The sequence below is a fragment of the Alistipes intestinihominis genome (assembly GCF_040095975.1).
Classification (GTDB): Bacteria; Bacteroidota; Bacteroidia; order Bacteroidales; family Rikenellaceae; genus Alistipes; species Alistipes senegalensis.
In genome coordinates this window covers 50575-67574 of the sequence record NZ_JBBMFL010000005.1, presented here as the reverse complement: position 1 = coordinate 67574, position 17000 = coordinate 50575, and the positions used below count along the sequence as shown (strand labels likewise).

The window sequence follows — 17000 nt, the reverse complement described above, 5'->3', positions numbered from 1 at the left end:
TCCCGCAGTTGTCTTTACAGTCCCGCAACGGGCACCCAGCCTGCGATGCTGCGCGATGACGTGGGGCTGATGGCGTCCTCGCCGCCCTGGCTGTCGAACAGCACGAGATTCACGAGAATCTCCCCCGATGCGAGGTCCAGTTGCGAACGCGGCACGGCGACCTCGACCAGATAGCCGTTGTCCGTGTCGCCGTTGTCCGAGATCGTGCCGTCGTAGGCGGCCTGCACCGTGACGCCCATGTCGGTCTCGCGCCAGCCGCCGGCATAGACATCCGTGCTTTTCAGTCCGCTGTGCGAGACCTTGATGCGCCGGGCCGCGGAGGTGAGTTTGTTCCCTTCGTTGGCGGGCGATAGCAGGATGTTCACGTAGTCGTCGCGCGAGATGGCTTCGTCGAGCACCTCCACGAGGAAATAGACGTTCCTGTCGTCGCACGAGCAGCGGAGCGTGGCTTGCGCCTGCGACTTTTCTCCGACGAACAGCGCGTCGTCGGTCGCCGCCCACTCGGCGTTGTCGCCGTCGATATTGACCGTGCGGCGGGTCGCCGTGATGCGGTGGTTGAGTTCGAAACGGGCCAGCGCGATCGTGATGTCGCCTGACTTTTCGCTGTTGCGCATCGCCGCGATCACCTCGTGGCTGCCGTTCAGCTCCATGCAGCCCCACGAGCCTCTGCCCGGCAGCGCGACGAACGGTTCGCCGAACGTGCGTGCCTCGGCGTCGCCGAGACGCATGTTCAGATGGCTCGAAAGTCCGTAGGACACGAGGGTTTCGCCCGACGGAAACTGCACGAGGAAAGGTCCCGCGCCGTTGAACAGGTGGTTCTGACGGTCGGCGGGGCCCGTTTCGTCCCCTTCGAGGCGGGGCCATTGCCCTTCGCTGTCGGAATAGGCGAACGAAATGGCGTAGGAGGTGTTCCCGTTGACGCAGCTCACGGACGACTCCACCGCAGCGGCCAGTCTGTCGCCGTCGTTGAGGCGCACGACCACCGGCATCTGGTCGGTGTAGAGGGTGGCGTCCTTGTCGCTGTTGTACCAGTGCTGGCGGATGACCCGGTAAGGGGTTTGGTCGAGCCCCGGGCTCCAGGTCGCGCCGTTGTCCGTCGATACGATCATGGCGGTGCCGGAGTGTCCGCCGGAAATCCACTGCCGGCTCTCCGAGAAATAGCATTGCAGTTCGCCCGAGGGGAGCTGGATCATGTGCGGCTCCCAGTTCAGGCCGTGGTAGATCTCCTGCGGGGCGCTCCACGTCCTGCCGTTGTCCGTGCTGCGGAGCATGACGATGCCGTGGTCGTATTGGCACTCTTCGTACTTGACGCTCATGTTGGCCCGGTAGGAGGCGAAGGCCACGAGGTCGCCGTTCGCCAGCACGAGGGCATTGGGGTTGGTGAAGACCCGCTTGTCCTGCTTGCCGCGCGAATTGGTGATGACGTAGCGTTCGAGAAACAGCCCCCGGCCGGTCCAGTTTTCCAGATCGGGACTCGTGGCATAATAGATGTCGAAGCCGTTCGCGTTCCCCTGACCGCCGTAATGGTTGAACAGGATGTAGGAACCGTCGGACAGCTTTTTGACGCGGGCGTAGTTCGGGTTGTCGTTGCCCGTGACGCTTTGGCCGAGGTTGACGTAGCTGCGGTAGTTCATCTTGACCGACGACCGTGCGGTGATGTCGGCGTGGGAATTGATTTTGTCCGCGCCCTGGTTCAGCCGCCCGATGGGCGTCAGGGTCAGTTCCTGCGATTCGGAGGCCCCTCCCCGGTTCGGTCCGGGTGCGTTGTCCGGGTCATTGCAGGCCAGGATGCCGAGGCTGAGCGCCGCCAGGGCGAATTTCGTGATGGTTTGTTTCATGGCGTTCGGTTCATTGAGGGTCCGGAGCTATCTGGCATAGAACCGGAACTCGGTGGTTGAATGATAGGTTTCGCCGGGACGGAGCACGGCCGACGGGTATTCGGGGTGGTTCGGCGAGTCGGGATAGCGGAGTGTTTCGAGCAGCATGCCGCCGAACTTCTCGACCGCCCGGCCGCCCTTGCCCACGACCTTCGGGGAGAAGAGCCGCCCGGTGTAGGTCAGCAGGCCGGGTTCCGTGGTCCAGAGTTCGATCCCGCGGCCGCTGCGCGGCTCCCAGAGATCGGCGGCCCGGGCCAGTTCGCCCGTCTGGCTGCGGAGCATCCAGCAGACCGAAAATCCGCGCATCGTGCGCAGGTGTTCGTTGGGGGTGTCGATGGCATAATCCACGCGGTGAGGCTCACGCAGGTCGAAGGGCGTGCCCTCCACGGGTTCCGACGGCCCCAGCGGCACGAAGCGCGCGTCGTTGGGCAGGTAGCGGTCCGCCTCGACCTGCATCACGTGATCCATCACGTAGCCGCCGTCGTCCACGCCTTTGAGGTTGAAATAGGTGTGGTTCGAGAGGTTGACGATCGTCGGACGGTCGGTCGCGGCCTCGTATTCGGCCCGCCAGACATTGTCCTTCGTGAACCAGTAGGTGACCGTGCAGGCGAGGTTGCCCGGATAGCCTTCTTCGCCGTCGGGGCTCAGGCGCGTGAAGCGTACGCCCGCACGGTCCGCCTCCACGAGCGGCTCGGCCTGCCACATCACGCGGTCGAATCCCTTCGTTCCGCCGTGCAGGTGGCCCGGACATCCGGCCAGACACTCGTTGGCGGTGAGCCGCACGGTGTCGCCGTCGAGCGGGAACGAGGCATTGGCGATGCGGTTGCCGTAGCGGCCGATCAGGGCCCCGAAGAAGCGTTCGCTTCCGGTCTCGAAGTCGCGGATGTCGTCGTATCCCGGCACGATGTCGGCGATTACGCCGTTGCGGTCGGGAACGCAGATCCGTACCACGCGGCAGCCGTAGTCGATGACCTCCATCGAGGCGCCGTTGCCGCTACGGAGCCGGTAGAGGGTGACCTCCTCGCCGGACGAGAGCCGTCCGAACGGGGCGGTTTCCACGGAGGGCGCGCCTGCGGTGCAGGCGGTCAGGACCGCCGTCGCGCCGCAAACGGCCGCAAGGATGATTCGTTTCATGGCTGAACGGTTTTTTGTGCGGGGCGGTTCGCCGGTTTGTTTTGTTCTGTATCGGCTCCGATGCCCGGATCGCCCTGCTCGCGCATCCATTTCTTCAGTGCCCGGAACAGCCGGGCCTGTATGCGGGCATACTCCTTTTTCCCGGCCAGGTTGGTCAGTTCCCAGGGGTCTGCCGCCGTGTCGTACAACTCGAACTCCGGACGGTGATACCATCGTCCGACGATGAATTTCGCATGTTCCGTGTCGGTCGCTTTCCACGATTTGAGCCACAGCTCGTTTTCCATGTTTTTGGCGATCATCCTCTGATCGGGGGTCAGGTTCCAGATCAGCCGGTAGCGGCCGTCGCCCGCTGCGCGGATGGGATAGGGAGGTCCCGACGGGTAGTTGTCGTGGAGGTGGAAGGCATATTTGCGGTGGCGGTCGCTGCGCCCTTCGAGGAGCGGCGCGATGCTGCGGCCGTCCATCTCGCGGTCGGGACTTCCGCCTGCCAGCGCCACGAGCGTCGGCAGGATGTCTTCGTACTGCACGATGGCGTCGGTCGTGCGGCCCGGGCGGATGCGGCCGTCCCAGCGGGCGATCATCGCCGCGTGCACCCCGGCGTTCCAGTTGGTCCACTTGGCGCCCGTGAGCTGCGTCCCCTGTTCCGAGAGGAAGATCACCAGCGTGTCGTCGAGCAGCTCCCGTTCCCGCAGTACCCGTACTACGTCGCCCACCTCCCGGTCGAGCAGGTCGATTTCGGCCAGATAGGCCGCATAGCTTTTGCGCGTCTGCGGCGTATCGACGAAATGGGGCGGCAGAACCAGTTTCCCGAGGTCGAATTTCGAAGGATCGCCGCCCGTCCACGGAACGTGCGGGTTGACCGAGGCCACCACCAGGCAGAAGGGTTCTTCACGGTCGCGCGAAATGAACTCCTCGACCCCCTCCATCGTGTGCGAAGGGTCTTTCGTCAGGCAGTTGACCGCGAATCCGGGGACCCGTTCGAACGGGAAGGCTTCTTTCGGGTGGATGTGCCATTTCCCCGCCAGCCCCACCCGGTAGCCGAGCCGCGCAAGGCGTACGGGCATGGTCTCGACCCCTTCGCGGATCGCGCTGAGGTTGTAGTGCCCGCCGTTGCGGATCGGGTACATGCCCGTATAGAGGCAGTGGCGTGTGGGCACGCTCGTCGATACGGAGTTCCAGGTGTTCGTGAAGCGCATGCCTGCGCGGGCCAGCGAGTCGATGTGCGGCGTGCGGTTGTTGACCGCGCCGTAGCAGCCGATGTCATACCAGCTGCAATCGTCGGCGAGGATGACGACCATGTTGGGCCGCTTCTGGGCTGCGGCCTGCTGCCCGGTCAGGGCAGCGGCCGCGAAGCCTCCGAGCATCAGTGTTCGTTGAAGATTCATTTTTGCAGTCGTTTATCGTTTCAATTCCCGGAGCATCACCGCCGACCAGAGGTTGTCGGGTTTCAGCTCCACGGATTTCGCAAAGCATTTCCGGGCTTCGTCCCGGTTGCCGAGTCCCAGTTGTCCGAGCCCCTGGGTGTAGCAGGCCCGGGTGTTGATCGTCGCCACGGTCTTGCCCGTGGTGCCCTCGGCGCCGTAGAAGTTCACGTAGTCCTCGACGACGGCGGCCTTTCCGGCCTCGACGAGCGCTTCGAACAGGGCTTCGGCCTCGGCCTTTTTGCCCAGTTTTTCGAGCGCGAGGCCCTGCCAGTAGCGGTAGTCGGTCTTCTTGACGTTCACCGCCGCGGCCTTTTTGTAGTTCAGCATGGCCTTGGAGCGGTTGCCCATTCGTTCGTAAGCGTTGCCGATGAACCAGTAGATCTGGGCGTCGCGGGGCGTGCGTTTGTCAACGAGGAACACCTGGTGGTTCTCCGGATAGTCGAAGGCGCTTTCGAAGAGCCCGAGGGCCTCTTTCCGCTGCCCTGCGGCGAATTTCTCCTCCCCGGCCAGCAGCAGGGCATCGACATAGACATCGTGGAAATTGGCGACGCCTTCGCGCGTCGGGAAATAGCACTCCTTCAGCAGTTTGAGCACATAGTCGTAATCCCCGACGAAGATGCCCGCCGTGACCTCTCCGGCCAGCGGGGAGTAGCGCTTCGTGCAGACGGCGTGACGGCTTTTCAGCAGGTCGTAGCGCACCTGCACGTCCTCGCCCTTGGCTTCGTAGACCTGATCTATCTCTTCGAGGAAAAGCGCCTCTTCGGGTGCCAGGTCGATGGCCTTGCGGTAGTATTTCACCGCCTCGCCGTAGTTCTTCGTGTGCAGCCAGTGCGCCCATCCGAGGTTGCGCCATGCCATGGCGAACGAGGGTTCTTTGGCGATGCACTGCTCCCATTCGGCCATCGCGCGGTCGGGCTGTTTGTTATAGTAGAGGTTTCCCAGGTAGTAGCAGGGTTTGTAACTCTCCGGGCAGAGCTCCTTGGCCCGTTCCAGTACGGCGACCGTTTCCAGCCGGAACGGGTTGCAGCGGTCGGTCGGGATCGCCAGCGCCGCCGTGAAATACTTCTTTTCCGCGGCCTTGTCGCCGGCCTTGCCGGCCAGATAGCCCAGCCACATCTTGACGGTGGGGTAGGCCGTTCGGGCGTCGATCCGTTCGAGCAGCTCCACAGCCGTTTCCGGAAATCCGTTGTGCAGGTAGGCGAGGGCCAGTTCGAGATACGATTCCGGTTCGTCGCGCATCAGCGTTTCGAAATAGTCGCTCTCGCCCAGCAGCAGCTGTTCATAGGCGGCGTAGGCGTTCACGGGATCGGTCTCCGATACACGCTTCACGCAGGCCGAGGCGCCCGCCTTGTCGCCCTGTGTGCGCAGGATGGTGGCTTTCAGGTTCAGGGCGCTGAAATTGTCGGCGTTGCGGGCGATGGCCTCGTCCAGCCGTTCGAGCGCCATCGGAATGTCGCCCTGCGCCACGTAGAGCTGCGCCAGCTGGAAATTCCCCGCCGAATTGTAGTTGTAGTTCCAGACGGCGCGGTAGAGCGTGTCCATCGCCGCTTCGACCTTGCCCTCCTGTTTGAGGATCAGCCCCAGGTTGTACATCGCCTCGCAGTCCTTCGGACGGGTATAGTCCTTGGTCTGGCGTTCGATCGCCTTGCGCAGGTAGCGGGCGGCCTTCTCGTTGTCGCCGCGCTGACGCCACCAGACGCCCATCTGCGTGTTGGCGCGCGTGTCGCCCGGATCGCGGCGCAGCACCTCTTCGAAATAGTCCGTGGGGTCGATGAACGGGTTGTGGAATTGCAGGTTGCGCATCCCGACGAGATAGCACTCCTCGGTGTTTTCGATCTGTTCGGGACGCAGCGGACGCTTCACGATCTCCGGCAGCGGTTTGTCCGGGTCGCGCTCCACGGGCGAGTAGGCCAGCAGCTCCCTGCCTGCGGCGTCGGTGAGCGTGATCCGCAGGTCGGTCGGCCGGATCGTCTTGTCGATGGCGACGGTCTCCACGAACGGCGCGTCGGGTGCGAGGTCCGTCCGCCGCGTGAAGAGCGTCCGCCCGCCGGCCGTGAGCGCGACGGTCGTTCCGGAGAGTTTCTCCGTGGCGTTGACGCCGATCAGCGCCTTGCCCGGGGCCACGAGGTCGAGGTTCAGGGCCGCCTGACGGTTGCCGGTCTTCACGCCGCCGATGTCGCGCAGTCCGTACCAGTAGTGGGTGAACTCTTTCACCTCGTAGGGGGCGCTCCAGTTGTAGTCGGGCTGGTTGTCCGAGTAGGCGCCCACCATCAGTTCGCAGTAGTGGCCGTCGCTGTCGGTCAGGATGCGGGTGTCCCACTCCGAGTTGGGGCCCCAGAGCCAGAATTTGCCGCCCTTGACGATGTGGTGGTTGCCCGCCAGCATCGTGCCGGCCTTGCGGCCGTGGTCGTATCCGGCGATGAAGTCCTCCTTGAGGTCGTGCACGAACATCGAGTTGGACATGAAGTGGTTCTTCCACCACGAGGCGTCGATGCCGTCGGCGTATTCGTCGATGCCGTTGAACGGCTCGCGGGTGACGGGCCAGTGCGCGAACCAGTTCTTGCAGTGGAAGGTCACGAATTCGGTGCTCTGGGGGAAGATGATCTGGTAGTTGTCGTCCACGAGCGTCGAGACGTTCGACCAGTAGAGCATCGAATTGTCGTTCTCGGTCGAGTTGACCAGCCGTCCGGTGATCTCCATGTAGGATTTGCCCGGACGGAGCGTGATGCCGATGGCCCACGACATGCGGTGGCGGAGTTCGGTCTCGCCGACCCAGATGGTCTTGCTGCCGTCCCCGTTCTCGACGATGCGGTAGTCGCACGGGATGTTCGACGTGGCGCGGTGGTGGTGGAAGACGTTCCATTCGACGCCGCCCGAAATCCACGCTCCCGTCATGCCGACGTTCGCCGGCTTGACCACGTGCTGGTGGTAGAAGATGTCGTAGCCGTTGGTTTTGTCGATGGCGTAGAACAGCCGTCCGCCGATCTCCGGCAGGACGCACAGTTCGACGTATTCGTTTTCGAGGTAGAGGGCCTTGTAGCTCACCGTCTTTTTGTCGCGCGTCATGTTGTCGTCGAGCGCATAGGGGTAGACCGAGCGGCGCGCCCGCTGGTAGGACCAGTCGCGTTCGAAGATGGGCGCCGTTTCGGCTGCGTTGAGGACGTAGGTGGGGAGTTCGAGCGTTCCCTCCCGGGCCGTGACGGCGGTTTGCTGGGCCCGGGCGCCGGCCGCAATGCCGGCGAGCAGGGAGAGCGTCATCAGGATTTTTCGTTTCATCGGATATTCGTTTGGGTGTTTTCTAATGCCAGTTTTCGTTTTGGACCAGGGCGGGATTCTTCTCCCGTTCGGACGAGGGGATGGGCCATTTGAGGTAGGCCGGTCCGCCCCACCGGTATTCGTATACGGGAGCGCCCCAGGTCTCTTGCAGACCGTTTCCGGCGGCGAACTTGTCCGCCTGCCACGTTCCCCAGCGCAGTTCGTCGCAGTAGAGCTGCTCTTCGCAGGCCAGCTCCCATTTCTTCTCGTTGCGGATGCGCGGGCGCAGTTCGTCGGCGCTGGTCACGGCGACGTGGGAGTTGCCCGGCGCGTTGAGTTCCGCGACGCCCGCGCGCTTGCGGACCTCGTTCACATAGCCTGCGGCTTCGCCGTAGCGTCCCTGTTCGTTGACGGCCTCCGCGAGGCACAGCAGCACGTCGGCATAACGGAAGATCGGCACATCGACGGGGTTGTACTGGATGTGCGCATATTCGTTGCCCGAGGTCACGAATTTGCGGATCGAGTAGAGCATGTAGCTGTTCGCACGGGTCTCCAGGTCGAGCGACGGCGCCGCGCTGGAGCGGAAAGGCCACCGCAGCGTATAGGTCAGCTCTGCGCCCGACGCGCCGCCCTTGTAGGTCGAGTAGGGGGTGATGACCGTCGCCTCCAGACGGGGATCGCGGCCGGTGTAGGCCGCGCGGATACGCGCTTCGTTGCCCGTCTCGAGGTATTTCGAGAGGTCGGCTCCGTAGGTCTGCATCGTCGAACTCTCGGCTGCGGTCATGTTGTCGCGCAGGAAATAGACGCTGCGGGCCTTGGGCTGCATGGCGTCGTAGCCTTCGATCACGTCGTCCCAATCGAAGGGCCTGCCGTCGGCCCACTCGTAGGAGTCAACGAAGCGGGCGTTCATGAAGAACTTCGAGTCGCCGTTGCCTTTGGTGACCATGTTGCCGTAGGTGTAGCTGAAGACGTTGCCGAAACCGTCGATGTCCTCCATCTGGGCGCTGAAAATCATCTCGTCGCACTTCTCGTTGGCCAGCTTGAAGAGGTCGGCATAGTCGCCCCGATAGAGGTCGTAGCCCAGCTTGCCGACTTCGAGAAAATCCTTTTCGGCCTCCTCCCATTTCTTCAGCCACAGGTAGACTTTCCCGCGCAGCGTGTAGGCCGCTCCCTTGGTCACGCGGCCGTAGTCGCTGTCGCTCGACTTGTACTTGCCGGGCAGCTCCTCGCAGGCGATGCAGTCGTTCAGGTCGTCGATGATGACGCCCCACACCTGTTCCTCCGACGAGCGGGCGCGGGTGTACTCCCCGGGCGCGAGGTTTTCCAGATAGACCGGAACGCCCCGCCAGAGACAGTTGAGACGGTAGTAGTGGAAGGCGCGCAGGAACTTGCACTCGGCGATGCGCTGGCGTTTGAGGGCGTCGCTCATCGTGGGGCACGAGGCGATGTTGTTGATCACGTCGTTGGCGCGGTTGACGCCTTCGTAGAAGCGTTTCCAGTAGGTCAGGAACGAAGCGTCGTTGGGCTGGATCGTTCCCGTGAGGTAGGAGTAGTTGAGGTAGATCATGGAGTTCGACGGGTCCATGACCGACGAGAATGCGTCCCAGTTGAGGCGCGAGCGGGTGCCGTCGATATAGTCGTAGAGGATGTTGCTGTAAGCGCCGACGACGACCGATTCGGCCAGCGTGGTGGTCGAGAACGCCGTGCCGGAGCTGACCTCGTCGTAGGACGAGAGGTCCAGGAAGTCGTTGCAACCGGCGAGCGCGAGTGTCAGGGCCGACCCGATGAGTGTCTTATGTAAATGCTTCATAGTGGACTGGAGGATTTAGAATTTGATGTTGAGGCCGACCGAATATTGTTTCAGGCTGGCGTAGTAGTTCATCGTGTCCGAAAATTCGGGGTCCATGCCCGGATAGTCGGTGATGGTCCAGAGGTTCTCGCCGCTGAGGTAGATGCGGACATCTTGCAGACGGATTTTCCGCAGCCATTTTTTCGGCAGCGTGTAGCCGACGGTCAGGTTCTTGAGTTTCAGGTAGTCGCCCTTGTAGAGCCAGTGCGTCGAGTAGTTCGAGCCGCCGTTCTGCTCCGAGCCGTAGTTCATCGTCAGGCGGCCGTGCTTCGACGTGAGGTTCGTGCGCGGGTCGGCGGGGTTCTCCGGATCGAAGAAATAGTGGTCGTAGGCGATCTCTTTGGGGATGGTCGTGTTGCCGCGCGTGGAGTAGGAGTTGAACCCGAGGTAGCGCCAATAGATCGAGAAGCCTCCGGCCCCGGCCCACGTCATCGAGAGGTCGATGCCTTTCCACGCCAGATCGACCTGGAATCCGTAGTAGTATTTCGGACTCATCGAGACATCCTGGAACGTATAGTCGTTCTCGTTGCCGTAGATGCCGTCGCCGTTGGTGTCGGCGTAGAGGTAGTCGCCGTACCAGATGCCCTTTTTGCCGATGGTCTGGTTGGGAAGGAACGTGTTGCCTGCGGCGACCATCGCTTGGGCCCACTCCATGTCCTGCTCGGTGCGGATCATGCCGTCGCGCGGGCCGCCCTGCGGGTTGACCGAGCCGTCGCTGAAGAAGTAGCTGCCGTTGCCCTTGTAGGTGTCGAGCAGGTAGAATTCGTTGATGAGTTTGCCTTCCATCACGCGGCGCGTGGTTCCCACGGCCGTGGTGACATCGCCGAGATTGGTGTCGTAGACGCGCGTGCCGTCTTCGCCGGTCACCCAGCCCGCTTTGAGCCGTCCTTTGTATTTGGTCACCTCGTTCCAGTTGCGCGTGAAGTTGGCCGAGATGCCGTAGGAGAAATCCTTGACCCGGTCGCGCCAGCCGAGCGTCAGTTCCAGACCGTTGTTGGTCACCTCGCAAAGATTCTGGTTGGGGGCGCTCTTCTGGCCGATGGTGGCGAAGATCGGGGCCCGGTAGAGGATGTCGTCGGTCACCTTGTTATAATAGTCCATCTCGAAGGTGAGGCGGTTGTGCAGCACGCCCAGCTCCACTCCGACATCGGTGGACGTGGTGGTCTCCCACTCCAGCAGGTCGTTCGAAAGCGAGGCCACGATGCCCGGCGACTGCTTGCCGCCGAACGAGTAGAGGTAGCCCGAAGCGTAGGTCGCCTGATATTCGTAGTTGTCGATGGAGTGGTTGCCCAGTTTGCCCCACGAGGCGCGCAGTTTGAGGTTGTCGATGCCCGAATCCCGCATGAAAGCCTCCTGCGAGATGCGCCATCCGGCCGATACCGAGGGGAATATGCCCCAGCGCGACTTGCGGGCGAAGCGCGACGAGCCGTCGTAGCGGAGGTTCGTTTCGAAGAGATAGCGGTTGTCGTAGGCATAGGTCAGGCGGCCGAAGAACGAAGCCGTCGCAAAGTCGGTCTGCGTGCCGTCGATGCTCGTCACGGTGGTCGCCGTGTCGAACTCCACGAGTTTGTCCTGCGCGAATCCGGTCTTCTGGGCCTTGAAGTTCGACGTGTTGCTGTACATGGCTTCGAATCCCGCGAGCACCGTGAGGTCGTGCTTCTCGGCGAAGGTGTAGTCCCACGAAAGGTTGTTCTGGAATGTCCACCGGTAGGTGCCCCTGTCGGTCTGGGTCAGTTCCAGCTTGCTCAGGTCCTCGTAGCGGTAGGCCCAGTCGTTCTTCGAGAACGAGAAGGCGTTGCAGGTCTTGCCGTAGAACCGGTGTTCGGAACTCGACCGGGCGTAGTTGAACGAGACGTTGTACCGGATGCGGTAGGGGAGTTTGACGTTGGCGAAGACCGCGGCGTTGACGTAGTGGCTTCTCTCCTCGCCGCCGAAGCGGTTGATGAAGTAGAGGTTGTTGCGCGACGAGGAGCCCTGTTCGGGATTCTCCACCCAGCCGTATTTCCCGTCGTAGTAGGGATAGATGCCCGGCGTGGCGCGGGACATGTAGTCCGAGGCGCCGCCGAAGTCGTTCAGTTCGCGCGTGCCCTCGTATCCCCACAGCTTGGTGCCTATTTCCAGCCATTTGGTGACCTGCGACGAGACGTTGGTGCGCAGCTGGAACCGCTCGGTGCCGGTCCGTGCCACGACGCCCGGGTTGTTGACGTAGGAGAACGACATGAGGTATTTCGTGCCGCCCGACGATCCGCTGGCCGATAGGTTGTGCTTGTGGTAGACGTTGTTTTCGAACATCGCTTTCATCCAGTCGGTGTTGGGGTAGGCGACGTAGTTGGGGTAGCCCGAGTCGGCGATGCCGTTGGGGTCTTTCTCCTTTTCGCGCCAGAGGTCGATCATCGCCTGCGAGAAGGGCAGCGTGCCGTCGATGTTCTCGGCCGATTCGTTCATCAGCTCCATGTAGTCGGCGTAGTTCGATATCAGTTCGAAGTGATTCGCCGGGCGGTTGAAGGCCACCATGCCGTTGTACGAGATGTTGAACTTGCCGGCATTACCCCCCCCCGTCTTGGTGGTGACGAGCACTACGCCGTTGGCGCCGCGGTTGCCGTAGATGGCGCACGAGGCGGCGTCTTTGAGCACCGACACCGACTCGATGTCATCGGGGCTGACGTTGGCGATCGAGCTCTCGAAGCCATCGACGATGACCAGCGGCGCCGAGTTGTTGAGCGTCCCGATGCCGCGGATGCGCATCAGCATCCCTTCCTGTCCGGGTTGTCCCGAGGTCTGCGAGACCATCAGTCCGGCGTTCATGCCCTGCAAGAGCTGGGCGGTCGAGGTCACGGGCCGCGACTCGGCCTCCTTGGCGTAGTTGACCGACGACACGGCGCCGGTGACGTTCACACGCTTCTGGATGCCGTATCCGACCACCACGAGGTCTTCGATAAGGTTCGCCTGGGGTTCCAGCGTTACGTCGATGCGGGTGCGGGAGCCTACGCGGATCTCCTGCGTGGCGTATCCGAGGTAGCTTATCACGAGGGTTTCGTTCGGCGAGGCGACGATCTCGAACTTGCCGTCCGAGGAGGTGCTCACGCCGCGGGTTGTATTGGCGACAGCCACGGAGGCCCCGACGAGGGGTTTCCGGGCATCATCAAAGACAGTTCCCGTGATCCTGGCGGACTGCTGCTGTGCGAAGGCGAAAGACGCTGCGAACAGCAGCACGGCCAGGACGAATCGTTGTTTTGATGTAATCATAAGGCCATTGGTTGATGGTTAGTAAATTCGGTTATGCGGTTGTTGCGAAAGTCCGGCGGTTTATTGTCCGGGTTTGCTCCGGGCGGTACGTGTGAGGATGGTTGCGGTTCGGTTCATGGTAGTTCGGCACGGCCGGGGTCGGGCTGGCCGTATCACAAATTTGGCGAATAACTGCGAATCGGAATAGAACAAAAAATGCAATTCAGGGAACAACGCCCCGTCAGTCGGCATTATGCTCCTTCATGTACTCTGCGGGGAGGATACCATAGAATTTTTTGAAACATTTGGCGAAGTAGGAAGGGGTGTTGAACCCCACCGAATAGCAGACTTCATTGATGCGGCAGTGGTTTTCGGTCAGCATCTGCGCGGCCACGACGAGCCGTTTGGTGCGGATATAGTCGTTGGGCGTGGTGTCGAGCAGTCCCTTGATCTTGCGGTTGAGCGTCGATTTGCTCAGACAGAAGGCTTCGGCGAGCTGTTCGTTCGAGAAGTTGGGGTCGCTGATGTTGGCTAGGATGATCGCGTCGAGCCGCGAGAGGAACTCCTCGTCGCTGTGCGGCAGGTTGTAGAGGTGCGCCGCGAGGGGCATGGCCTTGTTCTTGAAGGCGTTCTTCATGGCGCTCCGCTTGTCGAGGATGTTCCGGATGCAGGCTTGGAGATACTCCATGCTGAACGGCTTTTCGATGTAGAGGCTCGCGCCGCACTCCATGCCCACGACTTTCGACCGCGTCGAGGAGAGCGCCGAGAGGAGGATCACCGGGATGTGCGAGGTCTCGAAATCCCCGCAGATACGCTTGCAGAGTTCCAGTCCGCTCATGCCGTTCAGGGCGATGTCCGAGAGGACGAGGTCCGCCTCCTGCTGGCGGAGCAGTTCCAGCGCCCGTTCGGCGGACGCGGCGGTGAGTATGCGGTATTCGCCTTGCAGCTTGCGTTTCAGGTAGGCCGAGAGATCGGCGTTGTCCTCCACGATGAGCAGCGTCGGAAGTCCCGGCTTCTCCGGACCGCCTTCGGGTGCGGCTGTCGCCTCCTCCCCGTTGGCGGGCTCCGCCGCGGTGCGGCGCAGGGGCAGCGTGAGGATGAAGTCGGTGCACTCCGTGCCGTCGTCGAGGACGAGCGATCCGCCGTGCAGTTCGGCGAGGGTGTGGGCCAGCGAAAGCCCGATGCCGACGCCTTTGGCGTCGTTACCGTACTGCACGAAGGGTTCGAATATCCGGCTGCGGTGCTCCTTCGGGATGATCGGGCCGTCGTTGCGGATCGAGACCACGGCATTGCCGCCCTCGCTGCGGGCTTCGACCTCGATATACGATTCGGCGTATTTCAGGGCGTTGTGCAGCAGGTTGTTGAGGATCTTGTTCAGTCCCGGTTCGTCGGCCAGGATGGAGAGTTGTTCCTCCTCGTGGCGGAACGTCAGCCGGAGGTTGTTGCTCTTGGCCGTCTCCGCGAAGTTGAAGCAGAGGAAGCCGATCTTCTCGATCAGGTCGAGGTTGCCGCAGTTGAGCATGTAGCCGTGGCACTCGATCTTCACGAAGTCCAGCAGCTCCTTCACCAGCTGCGACAGGTATTCGGTGTTGTTGTTGATGACCATCAGGTCCTCGCGGACCTCGCCGCCGCACTCCCCGGAGGCGAGGATGTTTTGCAACGGCGTGCGGATGAGCGTGAGCGGGGTCTTGATCTCGTGGACGATGTTCGAGAAGAAAGCCATCTTTTCGTTGAACAGTTCGATTTCGCGGGCCCGCTTGTATTCGTTCTGCCGCTGCCGCTCGCGTTTCACGGCCTTGCGGTAGAAGTAGTGCGACACGAGGATGCTTGCGACGATCAGCAGCAGGACGTAGAGCAGGATCGCCGGCGTCGATTTGTAGAAACGCTGCGCCACGGTGATCTCCACGGCGGGATGCCGGTCGTTCCAGATGCCGTTGCTGTTGACGCCCTTGACTTGCAGGCGGTAGCTGCCCGCGGGGATGTTCGAATAGAAGATGCGGTTGCTCTCCGGAACCTTCCGCCAATGGGTGTCGTAGCCTTCGAGCCGGCAGAGGATGGTGTTGCTCGCCGGCGAGGCGAATCCGAGCAGCGCGAATCCGAACCCGAAGGAGTTCTGGCGTGCGTTGAGTGCGATGTGCTGCGTGCGGTCGATGTTGCATGCGAGGGGCGATCCCTCTTCGCCCGCCTTCACGATCCGCTCGCCGATGCGCAGGTCCGTGATGACGATCTCCGGGACGCGTGTGTCGGTGTGGAACGTGCGGGGGTTGAAGCGGACGAAGCCGTCGGACGACCCGAAATAGAGTGTGCCGTCGGAGGTCTTGAACCCTGCATTGTAGTTGAATTCGTCGTTCAGCAGTCCGTCGGTGGTGGTGTAGGCTTTGGTTTCCAGCGTGGCGGGCGTGAAGCAGATCAGCCCCTTGTTGGTGGAGATCCAGAGGTTGCCGCTGTCGTCCTCGACGATCCGGTAGTTGATGTCGCTCGGCAGGTTTCCCGCACCGAGCAGGGCTTGGTCATAGACCACGAAATCGTCGTTTTGCCCGTCGTAGAGGCAGAATCCCGCGCTGAACGTCGTCGCCCAGATGCGGTCTGCGCTGTCGCGGAACACCGAAAGCACCTTGTTGCTCGGCAGCGAGCGCGGATTGTCCGCCGCATAGGTGTAGCTGCGCACGATCGCTCCCGCCGCGGGGTCGTAGCGGATGAGCCCGTTGGCGTAGGTGGCCACCCACAGGTCGCCGGAGATGTCTTCGGCGATGTCGGTGATGAACATGCCCTCGAAGACGGGGATGGGCGTGAAACTGTCGCCCGCGCGGTCGTAGCGCAGCATGCCGAGCGTCGTGCCCACGAGCAGATCGCCTTCCGATGTCTTGTAGATGGTGTATATCTTGTTGTCGTGCAGGCTCGACGACTCGTCCCGGCGGCTGTATACCTTCACCGCTCCGGTTTTCAGGTCCAGCCGGTAGAGCCCCTGGAACGAACCCAGCCACAGCTTTCCGTCGTCGTGGCCGATGCCGAAGAGGGCTTCGGGAAGCTGTTTGTTCCGGTATTTGCGCAACTCTTTGGTTTTGAGCGAGTAGGTCATCAGCCCCGATTTCTCGGTGGTGATCCAGAGCCGTCCTTCGCCGTCGTCGGCGAATCCCCGCACGAGGCAGTTGGCCAGCGGTTCGTCCCCGACGATGTGATATTTGTCGAAATTCTGGTGGAAGGCCCCCGAGTAGTTCACGCCGCCGGCGTTGGTGCCGATCCAGATGCCGTCGGAGTCGTCTACCAGCACCGAGAGCGTGTGGCTGTCCGAGAGCGAGAATTTGTCCTGCCGGTCGGCTTTCAGACGGATGGTTTCGCCGCTGCCGGGGTTGTAGACGTAGATGCCTTTGGTGGTGGCCGCCCACAGTTCGCCGTCGCGGCCCGAAAAGAGCGATTCGGGAACGTAGCGGTTCTCGGCGTTGGGGATCAGCGTCCGGATTTTGCTGCTCCGGGGCGCTATCTCGCAGACGCCCTTGTCAACGCTGGCCACGTAGAGCGTGTTGTAGGGGCTTTCGATGATCTCGATGATGTTGTCGTTGCGGAAGAGCTGCCCGCGGTCGCCGAACTCCACGGGCGTCGCCTCGGTCAGCGCCTTGTCGGCGTGGTAGAGGTTCGAGAAGTAGAGCGAGAGCCAGCACTCGTTGTTCACGTCGAAGCAGAACGAGGTGATGTTCGCGGGGAGCGTCTGCCGCCCCTCTTCTACGAAATAGTTTTTCAGCGCACCGCTTTCCGGGTCGCAGGAGAAGAGACCCTGGTTGTTGACGGCCATCCAGATCACGCCCTGCCGGTCTTTTTTGATGGTGGTCACCTTGTTGTGGATCACCGTGCCCCGGTCGCTGGGCGTGTCGAGGGTCCTGAAACGGTCGGTCGCGGCGTCGTAGAGCACCACGCCGCTGTCGGTGCCGATCCAGATGTCGCCCCGGTCGTCCTCGCAGAGCGAGACGATGAATCCGGAATTGCCGCCGAGCTCGTTCTTGTGGAAGGTCCGGAACCGCATGCCGTCGTAGCGGTTGAGGCCGTCCGAGGTCCCCAGCCAGATGAATCCCCGTGAGTCCTGGATGATGGCGTGCACGCAGTTGTAGGAGAGTCCACTGTCGGTGGTCTTCAGATGGGTGAAATACCGCGCGCCGGGGTTGACCGCCCCGGCCTGCGGAACAGCCGCGAAAAAGGCCAGCAGGCATAGAAGCATGCCTGCCGCCCGTTTCGCTGTCCGTC

The 17000-nt window shown here is 62.3% G+C and carries 7 protein-coding genes; all 7 read right to left on the bottom strand.

Annotated elements, in window-relative coordinates:
* Nucleotides 1-14: 14 nt before the first annotated feature.
* Entirely contained in the window at nt 15-1838 is a 1824-nt protein-coding gene (locus tag WMO46_RS05895) for a hypothetical protein (protein WP_349093999.1), read from the bottom strand.
* A gap of 27 nt (nt 1839-1865) precedes the next feature.
* Entirely contained in the window at nt 1866-3011 is a 1146-nt protein-coding gene (locus tag WMO46_RS05890) for an aldose epimerase family protein (RefSeq protein WP_302589561.1), read from the bottom strand.
* Nucleotides 3008-4396: a sulfatase family protein gene (locus tag WMO46_RS05885; protein WP_302589559.1), complete on the bottom strand. Its 1389-nt coding sequence runs from the start codon at nt 4394-4396 to the stop codon at nt 3008-3010. Before WMO46_RS05885 ends, WMO46_RS05890 begins: the two co-directional genes overlap by 4 nt.
* A gap of 12 nt (nt 4397-4408) precedes the next feature.
* Complete coding sequence (locus WMO46_RS05880; RefSeq protein WP_349093998.1) at nt 4409-7711, bottom strand: DUF5107 domain-containing protein; 3303 nt, start codon at nt 7709-7711, stop codon at nt 4409-4411.
* Nucleotides 7712-7733: 22 nt separating this feature from the next.
* Complete coding sequence (locus WMO46_RS05875; RefSeq protein ID WP_276761163.1) at nt 7734-9500, bottom strand: RagB/SusD family nutrient uptake outer membrane protein; 1767 nt, start codon at nt 9498-9500, stop codon at nt 7734-7736.
* Nucleotides 9501-9515: 15 nt separating this feature from the next.
* Nucleotides 9516-12785 carry a SusC/RagA family TonB-linked outer membrane protein gene (locus WMO46_RS05870; protein ID WP_349093997.1) on the bottom strand — a complete coding sequence of 1090 codons (3270 nt, stop codon included), beginning with the start codon at nt 12783-12785 and terminating at the stop codon, nt 9516-9518.
* Nucleotides 12786-13005: 220 nt separating this feature from the next.
* Nucleotides 13006-16974 (bottom strand): two-component regulator propeller domain-containing protein, encoded by a 3969-nt coding sequence (locus WMO46_RS05865; RefSeq protein WP_349093996.1) that lies wholly within the window; start codon nt 16972-16974, stop codon nt 13006-13008.
* Between the last annotated feature and the right edge of the window lie 26 nt (nt 16975-17000).